This is a genomic window from Roseivivax marinus (assembly GCF_900109705.1).
In the GTDB taxonomy this organism is placed as follows: Bacteria; Pseudomonadota; Alphaproteobacteria; order Rhodobacterales; family Rhodobacteraceae; genus Roseivivax; species Roseivivax marinus.
In genome coordinates this window covers 230,779-245,360 of record NZ_FOAI01000003.1, presented here as the reverse complement: position 1 = coordinate 245,360, position 14,582 = coordinate 230,779, and the positions used below count along the sequence as shown (strand labels likewise).

Below are 14,582 nucleotides of genomic sequence, written 5' to 3'. Positions count from 1 at the left end.
TGTTATCCTGACGGCACAAGAAGAAGGAGGAGATTCGACATGCCCGACATTCGGCGCAGGACGGTTTTGACATGGCTCGGCGCGGCGGCGGGGTGTGCCTCCGTTGGCGGCATTGCCACGGCGGTGGTGGCCGAGACCACGATCGGCAGCGGCACGCTGCGAACGGTCTCTGACGGGCACCTGGTGCTGCCCGAGAGCTTCGTGATCGGCGACCTGCCCGCGGACGAGGCGCGCGCGATCCTCGAAGCGGCGGGGATCGAGCCGGGCGCGGCCCGGGCACCGTGCAACCTGACGCTCTGGACCTCGGGCGACCGCCGCGTGCTGTTCGACGCGGGCTCGGGCGCGGGTTTCATGCCGACCGCCGGCGAGATCACGGCAGGCCTCGACGCCCTCGGCCTCGCGCCGGACGACATCACCGACCTGGTCTTTACCCATGGCCATCCCGACCACCTCTGGGGCGCGCTCGACGATTTCGACGAACCGCTCTTCGCGAATGCCCGCCACGTCATGGCCGAGACCGAGGCCGCCTACTGGACCGATCCGGCGACGGTCGATGCGCTTGGCGAGGCGCGCCAGAGCTTTGCCGTCGGCGCCGCGCGACGGATCGAGACGCTGGGCGATCGGCTGGAGCGGGTGGCGGAGGACGCCGAAGTGATGCCGGGCCTGCGCCTCCTGCCGCTGCCGGGCCACACGCCGGGCCATGTGGGCGCGCGGATCACGGACGGCGACGCCTCGGCGCTGGTCGTCGGCGACGCCATCGGCAACGGCCACCTCGCGCTGGCGCGGCCCGATTGGCCGAGCCCCGCGGACCACGACCCGGAGCGCGGGATCGAGACACGCACCACCCTGCTCGCGGAACTGGCCGATAGCGGCGAGACCTTCGTGGGCTTCCACCTGCCGGACGGCGGCCTCGGAACGGTTTCGCGCGACGGCGAGGCCTACCGCTTTTCCCCGCTCTGAACGGACACGCGGACCGCGGCCAGCGCGGTCAGCCACCACCCTGCCGGCGCGGGCTCAGCTGCCGCCCGCCTCGGCGACGATGGTGGACAGCAGGTCCTCGACCTGCTGCATGGCGCCGTCGGGATAGGACCGGTGCAGGATCATGACCGCGCCGTCGCGCTCGGTCACGGCGATGCTGTAGGGACAGTGCACCACGTTCAGGGGATCCGCCTCCATCACCTCACGGCTCACCACCGCCGAGCAGAACTGGAATATGTCGGCCCCGGTGAAGAGCTCCTGCGCGCTGCCCACGTCTTCGCCGGTGCGAGCCAGCATGTCGCCCACGTGGCTGACGGAGTCGATCACGAGACCCTGGTTCACGATGGCGTTCTCGACGGCGAAGGTCGCGTCGTCGAACGAGCCCTCGAAGTCGTATGTGATCGCGTCCTGCGCGGCGAGAGGCGCGGCCAGCCCCAGCGCGAGGCAGGTCGCGGCGGCTGCGATACGAACGGACATGGCGTATTTCCTTTCTGCTGTTGGCTCCCGGGATCCCGACCGCCGGCAAGGGCGCGGCCGCTCCCCTTCTTATTGGCCTCGATATCCCCGCCGGAGGCAGACGGGCCGTTCGGTTCGGACATGTGGCTGGCCCGCGGGCGCGGACGGCGCGATCCGGCGCCGCGGGACCACGCCTCAGCCGAACATGTCCGCCGTGATCGCGGCATACCAGCCAAGGCTTTCCTGGTAGGTCTGCGCGCGGGTCTCTGCGTCCTCCCCGGGCTGGCTGATGAAGCTGTCGATGGAGGCGATCTTTTCCTCGGTCGCCTCGTAGGTTGCGCCGACCTTCACGCCGTCCTCGGGCGCGATGAGCGACCAGCAGGTGTTCGAGAACCGCGCCGGGAAGACACGGGCGTCGGTGAGAGCGCCGAGCACGGCGTTAGCGCAGACCTTGGCCTGGCTGTTGGCGGCGAAGCCAGATTTCGGCATGTCGCCTTGCGCCGCGGAGTCGCCGAGGATGTGCACGTCTGGATCCGTCTTCGAAGAGAGGTCGTCCGCGTTCACCGGGGCCCAGTCGCCATCGGTCAGGCCGGCGGCGTGCACGATATGCCCGGCCTGCTGCGCCGGGATCACGTTGCAGACGTCCACGCTCTCGACCTGACCGTCGATGTCGATGGTCATCTCTGCGGGATTGACCGACACGTTGGTGCCCCCGAAATCCGGACCGATCCGCTCGATCATGCCGCCGTAGTGCGCCTGCCAGCCCTCCTCGAACAGGGCCTGCTTGGAGTAGCCCTCCTTGGGATCGACGATGAGGATCTTGGCCGAGGGGTTCACCTCGCTCAGCGTGTGGGCGACCATCGAGACCCGTTCGTAAGGGCCCGGCGGACAGCGATAGGGGTTGGGCGGCGTGACGATCGCGAAGGTGCCGCCCTCGGGCATCGCCATCACCTGCGCCTTCAGAAGCTGCGCCTGCGTGCCGCCCTTGTAGGCGTGCGGCATGGCGGTCTGCGCGGTCACGTCCCAGCCGGGAACCGCACCCTCCTTGAAGTCGATGCCGGGCGAGAGGATCAGCTTGTCGTAGGGGATCGATCCGCCCGAGGCGAGCGAGACGGTTCTGGCGTCGCGGTCGACGCCCACGGCCCAGTCGTGCACGACGTTGATGCCATACTCGGCGGCCAGCGTGCCGTAATCGTGGCCCAAGCTGTCCATCTCGCGCAGACCGCCGAGATAGAGGTTCGAGAAGAAGCAGGTGTAGTAGCGGCGCGTCGGCTCGATCAGCGTGACGCTCACCGCGCCCTGCGATCCCTTGGCGATGTAGCGCGCCGCCGTGGCGCCCCCGGCGCCGCCGCCGACCACCACGACGCGCGGGACGCCCTGCGCCATCACCATCGGCGCGGAAAGCGCCGCCGCGCCGGCGGCGAGCCCGCCGATCACCGTCCGTCTGTCGAAAGTCATGGCCGTCCCTCCCTGAAGCGCGAGGCGTCAGTCGGCCTCGCCCAAAAATGCGGCCAGCGCGGCGATCTCCTCATCGCCGAGCCTGCGCGCGATCGTCTCCATGACCTGATGCTGCCGTGCGCCGCGCCGGTAGTCCACCAGAGCCGCCACGATGGTACCGGTCGGCAGATCACGGATGCGAGGAATCCCCTCGGCGGCCGCATCGGCGTGACAGCTTGTGCAGTCCGACGCGAGGTAGGCGCCGTAGCCAAGGTCGGGTTCGAGGGCGAGGATGCCGGCGATCTCGTCGCCGCCGGGCGTCATGGCCGCCTCTGCATGGGACGTCTCGGCCCGCGCTCCCGCACCACCGGCCGCCATAGCCAGCGCCGCGAGAGCGAGGAGCCCGGCGCGCGTCACTCGGCGCCCTCGGCTTCGATGTAGGCGGTGACCGCCTCGATGTCCGCGTCGTCCTTGAGACCGGCAAAGGACATCTTGGTGCCAGTGTAGGTGCCGCGCGGGTCGGCGAGGAACTCGGCAAGATGCTCCGCCGTCCAGACCTCGCCCGCGTCGTGGGCCTTCTCGAAGGTGTTGGAATAGCTGAAGCCCTCCGCGCTGCCCACTGTCCGCCCGAGCAGACCGTTGAGCTGCGGGCCCACGCGGTTCGAGGCATCTGCGCCGACCTGGTGGCAGGCCTGGCACTTGCGGAACACCTTGGCGCCGTCCTCGATCAGGGCGGGATCGGCGGCGACGATCCGGATGTCTTCCGGCGCATCCTCGGTCTCGGAAGTCGAAGCGCTTTCGGGCGCGGCGCCGCCGGAGGCAGTCTGCGCGGTCTCGGTCTGTTGCTCCTCCGCCGGGGCCGCGTCGTTCGCAGAGGCCTCGTCCGACGCAGCGTGGTCGCCGCCGTCCATCGCCTCTTCCGGCGCCGCAGCCTCGTTCGGGGCGTTTTCGGCATCGTCGCCGCCCTCGGGAGTCACGTCGAGAACGCGGGCCCGCATGGTGATCTTCACGTCCTCCTTGCAGTTCTCCATGCACACCTCGCGAGAGAACTCGGGCAGCTCGGTCTCGGCGCGATCGTCCATGTAGAAGGCCCCGGCATTCGGCATCTCGACCTCGGCGAAGCTGTCGGAAGACAGGACGAAATCATCCTCCACGATCTCGTTGAGGTAAAGGATGTAGGCGGTGATCGCGTAGACCTCGTCATCCGACAGCGACTGCGCATTGCCGAAGGGCATGGCGCGGTGCACGTAGTCCCACACCGTCGAAAGATAGGGCCAGTACGAGCCCACGGTCTTCACCGGGTCATTGCTCGTCAGCGTTCCCGTGCCGAGCGCGAGCTGCGGCCAGCGGCCCGCCCCCTCGCCGAAATCGCCGTGACACATGGCGCACTGCGCGACGAAAAGTTCCTCGCCGGTCCAGACGTCGCCCTCGCCCCGGGGCAGGCCCTGCCCGTCGGGCCGGATATCGATGTCCCAGGCCGCGATTTCCTCGTCGAGGGCCGGACGGCCGAGGCCGTATCCTCCCTCGTGCGAGGATGCCGCGGCCGCGGACCCGTCGGCCTCGGCGGACGCCGTGTGCATCTCGGCCTCGGGTGCGGCGTCACCGGCGTCGGCGCGCGACGTGGCGGCCGCGTCGTCCATCCGCGCCGCATCGGCGGCCCCGTTCGGAGTCGCGGCCTCCTGCGCGTTCGCGGCCGGGACGATCTCGAACCCACCGCGGGCGGGGGCGGGCAGGTCCACGACGAACTGGTCGGCGAGGATGTAGGCACCGGCCAGTGTCGCCGCGATCCCGCCAAGTGTTGGCACGAGCGGATTAAGAGGAGACTTCGACATTCTCGGCGACCCCCTGTTCGTTGACGGCCCAGGTCTGGATGCCGTTGTTGTGGTAGATCGAGTTCTCGCCCCGGATCTCGCGCAGCATGTCCTTGGTTGGCTGCACGTAGCCCGTGGAGTCGTGCGCGCGGGACTGCAACAGCAGCGGCCGGCCGTCCCAGTCGAACTCGTGGTAGAAGCGGTGCATCGACTTGTCGAAGCTCGGGCCCGACATGCGTGCCTGCACCCAGCTGTTGCCGCCGTCGAGTGTCACGTCCACGCGCGGGATGGTGCCCCGGCCCGACCACGCCACGCCCGACAGCACCATGCGACCCGGCCCGTGGGTGATCGGCGCCTGCGGGCTGGGATTGGTGATGACGGACTTGGCGTCCATCTCCCAAGTGAAGCGGCGGGCCTGCCCGTCGGGGAAGAGGTCGGTGTATTTCGACGTCTCCTCTCGGTGATGCCACGGCTGATCGCCGACCTCGATCCGGCGCAGCCACTTCACCCACATGTTGCCTTCCCAGCCCGGCACCACGAGGCGCACCGGGTAACCCTGCTCGGGGCGCAGCATCTCGCCGTTCATCTTGAACGCCACGAGACAATCGTCGAGCGCCTTCTCCATCGGGATCGAGCGGGTCATGGCGGAGGCGTCCGCGCCCTCGGCCAGAAGCCAGGTGCCCGCGGTCTTCACGCCCGCTTCCTCGAGCAGCAGGCGCAGTGGCACGCCGGTATACATGACGTTGTGGATCATGCCGTGAGTGAACTGGCAGCCGTTGAGCTGCGCGCCGCGCCACTCCATGCCGCTGTTCGCCGCGCATTCGAGGAAGTGGATCCGGTTCTCACGCGGGAAGCGCATGAGATCCTGCAGATCGAAGACCAACGGCGTATCGACAAGGCCGTTGATCATCAGCCGGTACTCGGCCGGATCGACTTCGGCGACGCCGCCGTGGTGGCGCTCGAAGCACAGGCCGTTCGGTGTGATGATCCCGTCCAGTTCGTGCAGCGGCGTGAAGTTCACCGAAGAGGTCGCATCGGCGGTCAGCCACGGCACGTTGCGGCGCACCACGTGGGCCTCGTACTGCGACGGCATCCCGTAGGGCGCGGCATCGACGCCTTCGCCCAGATATTGCTGCCAGGGAGGCAGCTCGGTGATCGCGGGATCGGGCGTCTGCGCCATCGCGCGCCCGCCCACGGCCGCACCGGCCCCGGCCAGCGCCGCGCCGCGCAGGAAATTGCGTCGGGACGTATCGGTCATCCTCGGGTCCTCCGTCTCACGGCCGCACGTAGGCGTAGCCGTCTTCCTGAAGTTCGATCAGCCGCACCACGCCCGAGGGCACGATTTGCGCCTCGTCGAGCAGCTGGGGCTTCTGGCCGGTCTTCTTCTCCATTCCGGCCATCGTGTTCGCGCATGCCGAGAAGGTCAGGTCGCCGGCCTCCAGCGACATGGTCGAGATGCGGGCGGCGACCGGGCTGCCGGCGGTCAGCATCGTGAGACCGGGGCCGTAGGTGACGACCTCGACGGTCACCTCGTCACCCTGCTCGGCGTAGTAGCTTTGCAGGTTGGCCACGTTGTTCAGCGCCATGTTCATCACGTGCAGATCGCTCGCGTCGACGTGGACCGCGACCTTGTGGGTCTCGCCCTCGGCCGACGCCACCGTGCCCATCGCCACGAGAGCGCATGCCGCGAAAAGTCTCCGTGCCTGTTTCATCCCGCCACCACGTCCACACTCTGGTTGGGGTCGATGCTGACCGTGCCCTGCCGACGGATGTGGTTCTCGACCACCTCCCAGATCGGCGGCCCCTCGGTGCCCTCGTTGACGCTGGCCCAGCCGGCGACGACGTAAGTCTTCGACGGATCGATGGCTTCGCCCGTGCTGAGCAGGGTCATCTCGGTGATCCGCTCGCCCTGAGCCTTGGCCACGTCGATGCGGTAGCCCATACCGCCCACGCGGACCATGTCGCCGCCCTGCTGATAGTAGGGGTCGGGATTGAAGAGGTTGTCGGCCACGTCCTCCATGACCGTGTGGAGGAATTCTCCGGTCATCTCCGTACGGTAGGCCTCCGGGTAGCTCATGGCGGTGACGTTGAAGACGTCCTCGCGGGTGATCTCCTGGCCGGGGATCATCGAGGCGCCCCAGCGAAAGCCCGGCGACAGCGCGATGTCGGCCTCGCGCTCCGCGATGAGCGCGTTGCAGATCAGGTCATCCCAGGTGCCGTTGAAGTTGCCCCTACGGAACAGAAGCGAGTCGGTGGTGCCCAGCACCTCGGACATCTCGTCGGCGAAGGGGGCGCGGGTCTCATTGACCAGCGCGGCCATGTCGGCGTCGGGTTCGATCACGTCCGAGAAGATCGGGATCAGCCGGTGCTCGATCCCCTTCACACCACTCGCGTCCACGTCAAGATCGACCCGGCTGACGAACTTGCCGTGGCTGCCCGAGGCGATCAGGGCGGTCTTGCCGACCATCACCGGCTCGGGGATCGCGTCGTGGGTGTGTCCGGTCAGGATCACGTCGATGCCGGGAATGTCCTCGGCAAGTTTGCGGTCCACGTCGAAGCCGTTGTGGGACAGCAGGACCACCGCCTCCGCGCCCTGATCCCGGGCGGATTGCACGACCTCGGCCATGCGCTCCTGCCGGATGCCGAAGGACAGCTCGGGGAACATCCAGCCGGGGTTGGCGATGGGCATGTAGGGAAAGGCCTGCCCGATCACGGCGATCCTGGCGCCGCCGCGCTCGAACATCTTCATCGGTTCGAAGGCCGGCTCGTCCCACTCCGCGTCGAAGATGTTGGCGCCGAGGAAGGCTGGGTCGAGCTCTCCCTCGACGATCTCGCGCACCCGCTCGGAGCCCAGCGTGAATTCCCAGTGCGAGGTCATCGCCTCGGTGCCGAGCGCGTTGAACAGGCGCACCATGTCGGCACCCTCGGTCCGGAGCGCGGGCAGCGAACCCTGCCAGGTGTCGCCGCCGTCCAGCACCAGCGCGTCGGGGCGGTCGGCCTTGATCGCCTTGACCACGGTGGCGATGCGGTCGAGGCCGCCCATCCGGCCGTACGCCCGGGCGAGCGACACGAAGTCCTCGCTGGTCAGCGCATAGTCGCGGGGGCTGCCGTCCTTGATCCCGAACGCCTTGCGGAAGGCCGCGCCGGTGATGTGGGGCGGAAGACCGGTCACCGCGCCGACGCCGAGGTTGATCTCGGGCTCACGGAAATAGATCGGCTGTGTCTGCGCGTGGATGTCGGTGATGTGGATGAGCGAGACGGTGCCGCTGCCCGGCCCGCCGATCAGGTCGTCCTGCGTCAGGCTCTGCTGCGCGGCGAGCCGCGCCCAGTTGCCGAAGCCCGAGGCGCCTACGAGCGCCGAGGCGGCAAGTCCGGCCTGGAGGAAGTGGCGGCGTGCGATCATCGGTGTATCACAATCATATCTGTGAATGGGTTTCGGACGAAAAGGCCCCCGCGCACCGCACGGAGGCCTCTTTTCGGTTCAGTTGCGAACGGCGGGGCCTTCGACAGACAGACCGTTGCCGCGCGACGCTACGTAAAGCTCCAGCGCCACGAACTCGGGCGAGCCCGGAGAGAACGTCTCGGCCCGGGTGTCGCGCACGCAGCCCTTGAAGCGGCCCTGCACCGAGTTGAGCTTGGCATTCTTCAGGCGATAGGTCGGGAAGCCGTTGATCTGGCCCTGGCTCAGGTGGTCGGCCCGGATCATGTTGTCGTAGTTGTCCTCGTGGCAGTTCGCGCACGAAAGCTCCAACTGACCATACCGGGTGTAGTAGATCTCCTTGCCCTTCTCCCACGTCTCGGCAGCCGGCCCGTCGATGGCGACGTTCACCGCCTCGCCGCGCGACACGAAGGACATGAGCGCGGACATGTCGATCATCTCGCCGCTGTCGTAGCCCCAGGCCTCGGCGCCCGCCCGTTCGGTGATGCACTCGTTGATCTGCATCTCGATGGTCTGGACCGCCCCGGCGTCCGCGTCCCACTTGGGGTAGACCGCGCGCACGCCCGCGAGTTCCTCGGGGCTCTCGTGGCAGCCCGCGCAGCTCTCGCCGTTGCCGAGATCGGCCGAAAACGCCTCGCGCGCCGCTTCGACCCCGAGAGTGCCGGGATTGTCGAAGTCGTCCATCTGCATGGTCTGCGTCTCGGGCGACCGGAAGGTCCAGCCGGACCGGATCGTCGACATGTTCTCGAGATGCGCGGGCGCATCCGCCTCGGTGACGATCTCGATTTCGCCGTTGATGACGAGCTCTCGGTCGGCGGCATCGTCCTGCGCGGTCACGATCGCCGGCGCACAGAACATCAGTGCTGCGGCGGCGCACCCGCCCAGCCATACGGACTTCGACATCGGTAGCTCCTCCCTTTGCTGCCGTCGAACGGGCTCAGCCCACGGTGATCTCTTGCGAATCCTCGTAGACGGAGCCGTCGTCGTCGTACCAGGTGAAGCTCATGGTCCCGCTCTCGGGGATCTTCGCCTGGAACTCGAAATACGGGTTGGTCGAGATGGCGGGCTCCATCTTGACGTCCACCACGGTCTCGCCGTTGAACTCCGCCACGAAGCGGTTGATGATCGACCGCGGGATGGTGTTGCCCTCGGAATCCTTGCGTTGACCGGATTCCATCTGGTGGCTGATGAGCGTCTTGATCGTCACCACTTCGCCGGCCGAGGCGGACGAGGGGACGCGGACGCGGGGTTTCACATTCTCTGCCATTGTCTCTCTCCTCTGGTCCGGATCAGCCGCCGCAGCCGCCGATGGTGACCTTCACTTCCTGGCGCGCCTCGACGAACGAGCCGTCCGACATCTTGGCGATGGCGATCACGTCCTGCGTGCCCGCAAGACGGATCCGCGTGGACGCGGTGTGCGCGCCGGCCATCGGGCCGAAGTTGAAGGTCGCGACGTCCGGGTTGGGATTGCCGGCGGCGAGGATCAGGACCGACTCGGCGCCCGGGGCGTCGATCTCGATCGGCACCGTGTTGCCGTTCTCTGCGATCTCGGGGGCCGTCAGGGTCAGGTCGCCCTGGCCGAGTTCCGCGCCACCGGTGAACGCGGCGATGGCATCCTCGGTCGCGGCGGTGGCGATCTTGGGCAAAACGAAGCTGGCGGCGAAGGCGCCGAGGCCGAGGGCCAGCGTCTCTCTTCGGGACAAAGTCATCGGAGCGTGCTCCTCTCTGGGTGTCATTCGGGATAGGTGTCGAGCGTCATCAGGAAGGCCACCACGTCCTCGACGTCCTGCGCCGTGAGCAGCGGATCGAGTTCGCCCTGCGCGGCCTTGCCGGTGTAGCCGTCACCCGGCCGCTCGTAGGGGCCGGTCTTGTAGAAGGACGGCATGATGGTCCCCGGGAACGTTTTCTTGGCGTCGGCCACGATGCCGCGGATCTGCGCCTCGTCCCAGCGCTCGCCCACACCGTCGAGGGACGGCCCGACCTCGCCGTGAAACGGCAGGTCGTTCAGAGCGGTCACCTGGTGGCAGGCGATGCAGTTGCCCGCGCCCTTGTTCATCAGGGCGGCGCCGTTCTCGACATCGCCGGGGGTGCCGCTCAGCGACTCCGCGATTCCGCCGACGTCAGTGAAGTTCACCGCGTCCGGAGCCACGGCCTCCGCCGCCCACAGCGGTGCGGCGGCAATGAGTGCGGCGATCGCCGCGCCGACAGCGCGTCGTTCAATGCGAGTCATGTCTCCTCCCTTCGGGCCTCCCTGCCCTTGTGTCCTAGCGTAGACGCGGGGTTCGCGCGTTGGCAACCATCAATATCACGTCTGTGAATATATTTATTCGTTGACTCCCGCCTCCTCGAGCTTGCGCGCGTGATACTTCTGGAACGGCTCGTCGGTCTCGTAGACGTGGTCGGTCACGAACGTCATCAGGTTGTGCGTGGTGTTCTTGCTGAAGGCGCCGGGCATGGTGGCGACGGCGGCCTCGGCGGCGGTGGCATCCTCGGCGACCTCCTCGGGCAGGAACATCATCGTCGGCGTGAAGAGCAGACCCCAGCGCTTCGATATTTCCTTCTCGGGCATGGTCTCACCGTCGAAATCGGTCACCTCGATGTCGCCGAACATGTTGATCTGGAGCACGAAGAAATCCTCGCGAATGGCCTGTTCGACGTTCGGCGCTGTGAACACCTCTTCGTGCATCTTGCGGCAGTAGGAACAGCCGCGCTGCTCGACGAGGATCAACAGGCGCTTGCCCTCGGCATTCGCCTCCGCGAGGTCCTCGCGCAGGTCGAGGAAGGTCTCCCGCAGCCAGTCGGGTTTGTGCAGGCCGTCGTCGCCCATGGGCACCTCGGCAAAAGCGGGGACCGTGAGCGCGGCGGCCGCGGCGAGACTCAGGAACAGGCGTCGGATCATCGGAAGGCTCCTTCTGGTGAGGTCAGCCGTAGCGCGAGAACACCGGGAAGGTCTCGAGCATCCACTGGGCGATGAGGTTGACTGAATTGGTGGCGATGAGCAGGCCGAAGACAACAAGCATCCCGCCGGTGACCTTCTCGACCGTGCCGAGATGCCGCCGGAAGCGTGCCATGAACCGCTGGAACGGCCCGACGAAGGCGGCGGCCAGGACGAAGGGCGCGGTCATTCCGATGCCGTAGGCAAGGAGAAGCCACGCCCCCTGTCCGGCCGTCTCGGTGCCCGCGGCGGTGAAGAGGATCGCTGCCAGCACGGGGCCGACGCACGGCGTCCAGCCAAAGGCGAAGGCCAGTCCCAGCACGAAGGCCATGGGCAGCGACAGCGCGGTGACGTCGCCGGGTTCGGCCCGGAACTGGCGGTAGAGCACGCCGATCCGAAGCACGCCCAGGAAGTGCAGCCCCATCACGATGATAAGCGCCGCCGCGATCCAGCGCAGCACGTCGAACCACTGCCGCACGAACTGGCCCGCGAACGAGGCCGAGGCGCCGAGCGCGACGAACACCACGATGATCCCGAGCGAGAACAGGATCGCCGGCAGGAAGGCCGGGCGCGCGGCCGCGGCTGTCCCCGACGACGCGCCGCTTTCGGCGCGTTCGGCCCCGGCGCCCGCGAGGTAGCCGATGTAGAACGGCACAATAGGCAGTATGCAGGGCGACAGGAACGACAGCAGGCCGGCCAGCGCGGCCCCGCCGAGCGTGACTTCGAACAATTCGCGACTCCTCCCCTTGCCGCGTCGATATCAAAACATTATTATCTGTGAATTAGATTGGGTCAATCGGACGCTTCGACTTTTGGGACGCACCACCTTTGCCATCATCGCAAGCCTCGTACTCGGGGCCGCCTGCCTGCCGCGCGACGCGGCGGCCGAAGTGCGACTCGTGATGGTGGAGGAAGAGGGCTGCATGTGGTGCGCCCGCTGGGAGGCCGAGGTCGGCGACGCCTACCCCAAGACCGACGCCGGGCGTGCTGCGCCGATCCGGCGGGTCGACATCACCCGGCCCATCCCCGATGACCTAGACCTCGTCTCGCCTCCACGGCTGACGCCCACCTTCATCCTCGTGGAGGACGGGACTGAACACGCGCGCATCGAAGGCTATCCCGGAGAGGATTTCTTCTGGCCGATGGTCGAACGCATGTTGACAGAGGCCGACCTCTGGGGTCCAGACCAACAGGATGCCGGCCGTCCCGCGACCGTGGACGCCGATCCATGAACACGCCGAACGTCCCCGAGAGCGCGGAGAACGGACCCATCGCCTCGACCAGCCCCCTGCCCCGCTTCGATGCGGACATGCCCGACGCCGACCTCGAGCGGATGATGACGCAGGCCCGCGAGGCCGCCGACTTCCTCAAGACGCTCGGTCACGAGGGCCGTCTGATGATCCTGTGCCACCTCGCCACGGGCGAGAAGTCCGTGGGCGAGCTCGAGCGCATCCTGTCGGCGCGGCAGGCGGCGGTATCGCAGCAGCTCACCCGGCTGCGTCTCGAGGGGCTGGTCCAGCCCCGGCGCGAGGGCAAGACGATCTACTACAGCTTGACCGACGACAAACCCCGCCGAATGATGGAGACGGTCTACGAGCTGTTCTGCAAGGACGACGACGGCTGAGACCGCGCCCGGAGGCGCCGACCGCGTGCGGCGCGCCCCGTCCGGGCAGGGAGGAGACATGCTGGACCTGATGTCGGGCGACGCCGCGAGCGTCGTCGTCGGCGCATTCGGTGGCCTGCTTCTGGGCCTCTCGGCGCGGCTCGGCCGCTTCTGCACGCTGGGCGCGCTCGAGGATTTTCACCTGGCCGGAGACGCGACGCGCCTGCGGATGTGGGGCGTGGCGCTGGGCGCCTCGATCCTCGCGTTGCACCTCGCCGCGGCCCTGGGCTGGGCCGACCCGACCGCGTCGGTCTACCTCGCGCAACGCGCCGACCTCGCCGCGGCAGCCATCGGCGGACTGACCTTCGGGATCGGCATGGCGTTGGCCGGCAACTGCGGCCTCGGCGCGCTGGCGCGGCTCGGCGGCGGTGAAATGCGCTCCTTCGTGATCGTCATCGTGATGGGCCTTGCGGCGCTGGCCACCCTGTCCGGCCCGCTCAGTCCGCTGCGCGTGGCACTGTTCCCGCCGGTGCTCGCCGACAGCCCGCAGGGCATCGCCCACGGCATCGGCGCTCTCCTGTCGATCCCCGCGTCCGTCGTCGGGATCGTGTCGGGCGGCCTGCTTCTGCTCGTGGCGCTGCGCGGCGCGTCCCGACGTGCGCTCTGGGGTCTGCCCGTCGCCTTCGCCATCGTCTCGGGGTTCGTCGGCACGACCTACCTCGCGGCGACAAGTTTCGACGCGGTGCCGGTGCGCTCGCACACGTTCTCGGCGCCCTTGGGCGAAACGATGGTCTGGCTCATGCTGTCCAGCGGCGTGCCCCCGGGCTTCGGCGTGGGGTCCGTCTTCGGCGTTCTCGGCGGCGCATGGATCGGCAGCCGCGTGCGCGGCGTCTTCCGCTGGGAGGCGTGCGACGACCACCGCGAGCTGCGCCGCCAGATCGGGGGCGCCGCACTGATGGGCGTGGGCGCGGTGCTGGCGGTGGGGTGCAGCATCGGCCAGGGGCTCTCGGCCTTCGCGCTGCTTGCCTACACCGCCCCGGTCGCGTTGGGCGGCATCTGGATCGGAGGCGCGATCGGCCTCAAGCTGATGATCGAGGGCCGCGCGGCGTTCTTCCGGGTGTGACACCGGGCCCCGGGTTCGGCGGCCCCTGCCCCTTTGCCAGCGCCGCACGCGGATTGTATCCCTGTCCCGAACCAACGACGGAGACCAGACGCCCATGACCACGGCCCCCGCCACGACGAGCTGGATCGACAGGTTTCCGGGTCTGAGCCAACTGCCCTCCGACCTGCGCGCGGACCTCGTGGCCGGAAGCTCGGTGGTCGAGGTGCCCGCAGGCACCCAGATCTTCGCACCGGGCCAGACGCCGGACAACCTTCTGCTGCTGCTCGACGGCACGGTCCGCGTGCAGCAGAAGTCCGAGACCGGCCGCGAGGTCTTTCTCTATCGCGTTCACGCGGGCGAAAGCTGCGTGCTGACAACAGCCTGCATGCTGGCGTTCGAGGACTACGCGGCCGACGGTATCGCCGAGACGGACGTGACCGCGGTCGCCATCCCCCGCGCCACCTTCGACGACATGGCCGCACGTTCCACCGTTTTCCGACAGTTCATTTTCACCGCCTACTCCCGGCGGATCACAGATCTTTTCACCCTGATCGACGACATCGTCTTCCAGCGCATGGACGTGCGGCTGGCGGCCAAGCTGCTGCAGCTGTCGGCCGACGGCGATGTGGTGCACGCCACCCACCAGACGCTGGCCAACGAGCTTGGCACGGCGCGCGAGGTGATCTCGCGCACGCTGGCCGAGTTCCACCGCCGCGGCTGGGTCGAGCAGGCCCGCGGTGAAGTCCGCCTGACCGGACGCGAGGGCCTGTCGCGGCTGGCCCGCTCGGCAGGCGAAGCCTGACCACGACCGCGCGCACCGA

At 68.2% G+C, this 14,582-nt stretch carries 18 protein-coding genes; 5 read left to right on the top strand and 13 right to left on the bottom strand.

The features are described from left to right. Positions 1 to 39: 39 nt before the first annotated feature. Positions 40 to 960, top strand: coding sequence for an MBL fold metallo-hydrolase (locus tag BMX29_RS05580; RefSeq protein ID WP_092811073.1), 921 nt, complete (start codon positions 40 to 42; stop codon positions 958 to 960). 54 nt (positions 961 to 1,014) lie between these two features. Here the strand turns inward: BMX29_RS05580 and BMX29_RS05575 are convergent, their stop codons facing one another. The 13 genes from BMX29_RS05575 to BMX29_RS05515 all read right to left on the bottom strand — a co-directional run bounded on the left by BMX29_RS05575 (position 1,015) and on the right by BMX29_RS05515 (position 11,786). Next, positions 1,015 to 1,455, bottom strand: a complete 441-nt coding sequence (locus BMX29_RS05575) for a DUF302 domain-containing protein (RefSeq protein ID WP_092811071.1) — start codon at positions 1,453 to 1,455, stop codon at positions 1,015 to 1,017. Between the two features lie 174 nt (positions 1,456 to 1,629). Beyond that, on the bottom strand, positions 1,630 to 2,892 hold the full coding sequence (locus BMX29_RS05570) for an NAD(P)/FAD-dependent oxidoreductase (RefSeq protein ID WP_092811069.1): 1,263 nt from the start codon (positions 2,890 to 2,892) through the stop codon (positions 1,630 to 1,632). A gap of 27 nt (positions 2,893 to 2,919) precedes the next feature. Beyond that, on the bottom strand, positions 2,920 to 3,288 hold the full coding sequence (locus BMX29_RS05565; RefSeq protein ID WP_092811067.1) for a c-type cytochrome: 369 nt from the start codon (positions 3,286 to 3,288) through the stop codon (positions 2,920 to 2,922). Then, positions 3,285 to 4,703, bottom strand: a complete 1,419-nt coding sequence (locus BMX29_RS05560; RefSeq protein ID WP_092811065.1) for a c-type cytochrome — start codon at positions 4,701 to 4,703, stop codon at positions 3,285 to 3,287. The genes BMX29_RS05565 and BMX29_RS05560 overlap by 4 nt, the downstream gene beginning before the upstream one ends. Then, the gene (gene soxC / locus BMX29_RS05555; RefSeq protein WP_092811063.1) at positions 4,684 to 5,940 is read right to left on the bottom strand and encodes a sulfite dehydrogenase; all 1,257 of its coding nucleotides are present in this window, start codon (positions 5,938 to 5,940) and stop codon (positions 4,684 to 4,686) included. Before soxC ends, BMX29_RS05560 begins: the two co-directional genes overlap by 20 nt. 16 nt (positions 5,941 to 5,956) lie before the next feature. Further along, positions 5,957 to 6,394, bottom strand: a complete 438-nt coding sequence (locus BMX29_RS05550; RefSeq protein ID WP_092811061.1) for a DsrE family protein — start codon at positions 6,392 to 6,394, stop codon at positions 5,957 to 5,959. Beyond that, positions 6,391 to 8,085: a thiosulfohydrolase SoxB gene (soxB, locus tag BMX29_RS05545; protein WP_092811059.1), complete on the bottom strand. Its 1,695-nt coding sequence runs from the start codon at positions 8,083 to 8,085 to the stop codon at positions 6,391 to 6,393. Before soxB ends, BMX29_RS05550 begins: the two co-directional genes overlap by 4 nt. Before the next feature lie 78 nt (positions 8,086 to 8,163). Next, positions 8,164 to 9,024 (bottom strand): sulfur oxidation c-type cytochrome SoxA, encoded by an 861-nt coding sequence (gene soxA, locus BMX29_RS05540; RefSeq protein ID WP_043841088.1) that lies wholly within the window; start codon positions 9,022 to 9,024, stop codon positions 8,164 to 8,166. Between the two features lie 34 nt (positions 9,025 to 9,058). After that, positions 9,059 to 9,388 carry a thiosulfate oxidation carrier complex protein SoxZ gene (gene soxZ / locus BMX29_RS05535; RefSeq protein ID WP_043841086.1) on the bottom strand — a complete coding sequence of 110 codons (330 nt, stop codon included), beginning with the start codon at positions 9,386 to 9,388 and terminating at the stop codon, positions 9,059 to 9,061. 22 nt (positions 9,389 to 9,410) lie between these two features. Beyond that, positions 9,411 to 9,830, bottom strand: coding sequence for a thiosulfate oxidation carrier protein SoxY (gene soxY / locus BMX29_RS05530; RefSeq protein WP_043841084.1), 420 nt, complete (start codon positions 9,828 to 9,830; stop codon positions 9,411 to 9,413). A gap of 23 nt (positions 9,831 to 9,853) precedes the next feature. Further along, complete coding sequence (gene soxX / locus BMX29_RS05525) at positions 9,854 to 10,351, bottom strand: sulfur oxidation c-type cytochrome SoxX (protein ID WP_092811057.1); 498 nt, start codon at positions 10,349 to 10,351, stop codon at positions 9,854 to 9,856. A gap of 93 nt (positions 10,352 to 10,444) precedes the next feature. After that, a complete protein-coding gene (locus BMX29_RS05520) occupies positions 10,445 to 11,020 on the bottom strand; it encodes a thioredoxin family protein (RefSeq protein WP_092811055.1) in 576 nt (191 codons plus the stop codon). Between the two features lie 22 nt (positions 11,021 to 11,042). After that, positions 11,043 to 11,786 (bottom strand): cytochrome c biogenesis CcdA family protein, encoded by a 744-nt coding sequence (locus BMX29_RS05515; RefSeq protein ID WP_092811053.1) that lies wholly within the window; start codon positions 11,784 to 11,786, stop codon positions 11,043 to 11,045. Positions 11,787 to 11,868: 82 nt separating this feature from the next. On the opposite strand from BMX29_RS05515, the gene BMX29_RS05510 reads away from it, so the two are divergent. From BMX29_RS05510 to BMX29_RS05495, 4 genes are all read left to right on the top strand, one after another. After that, positions 11,869 to 12,288 carry a hypothetical protein gene (locus BMX29_RS05510; protein ID WP_244889150.1) on the top strand — a complete coding sequence of 140 codons (420 nt, stop codon included), beginning with the start codon at positions 11,869 to 11,871 and terminating at the stop codon, positions 12,286 to 12,288. Continuing rightward, the gene (locus BMX29_RS05505) at positions 12,285 to 12,680 is read left to right on the top strand and encodes an ArsR/SmtB family transcription factor (RefSeq protein WP_051487299.1); all 396 of its coding nucleotides are present in this window, start codon (positions 12,285 to 12,287) and stop codon (positions 12,678 to 12,680) included. Before BMX29_RS05510 ends, BMX29_RS05505 begins: the two co-directional genes overlap by 4 nt. A gap of 58 nt (positions 12,681 to 12,738) precedes the next feature. Further along, positions 12,739 to 13,782, top strand: a complete 1,044-nt coding sequence (locus BMX29_RS05500) for a YeeE/YedE family protein (protein WP_051487298.1) — start codon at positions 12,739 to 12,741, stop codon at positions 13,780 to 13,782. Positions 13,783 to 13,876: 94 nt separating this feature from the next. Further along, positions 13,877 to 14,563, top strand: a complete 687-nt coding sequence (locus BMX29_RS05495) for a Crp/Fnr family transcriptional regulator (RefSeq protein ID WP_092811051.1) — start codon at positions 13,877 to 13,879, stop codon at positions 14,561 to 14,563. The last annotated feature ends 19 nt before the right edge of the window (positions 14,564 to 14,582 follow it).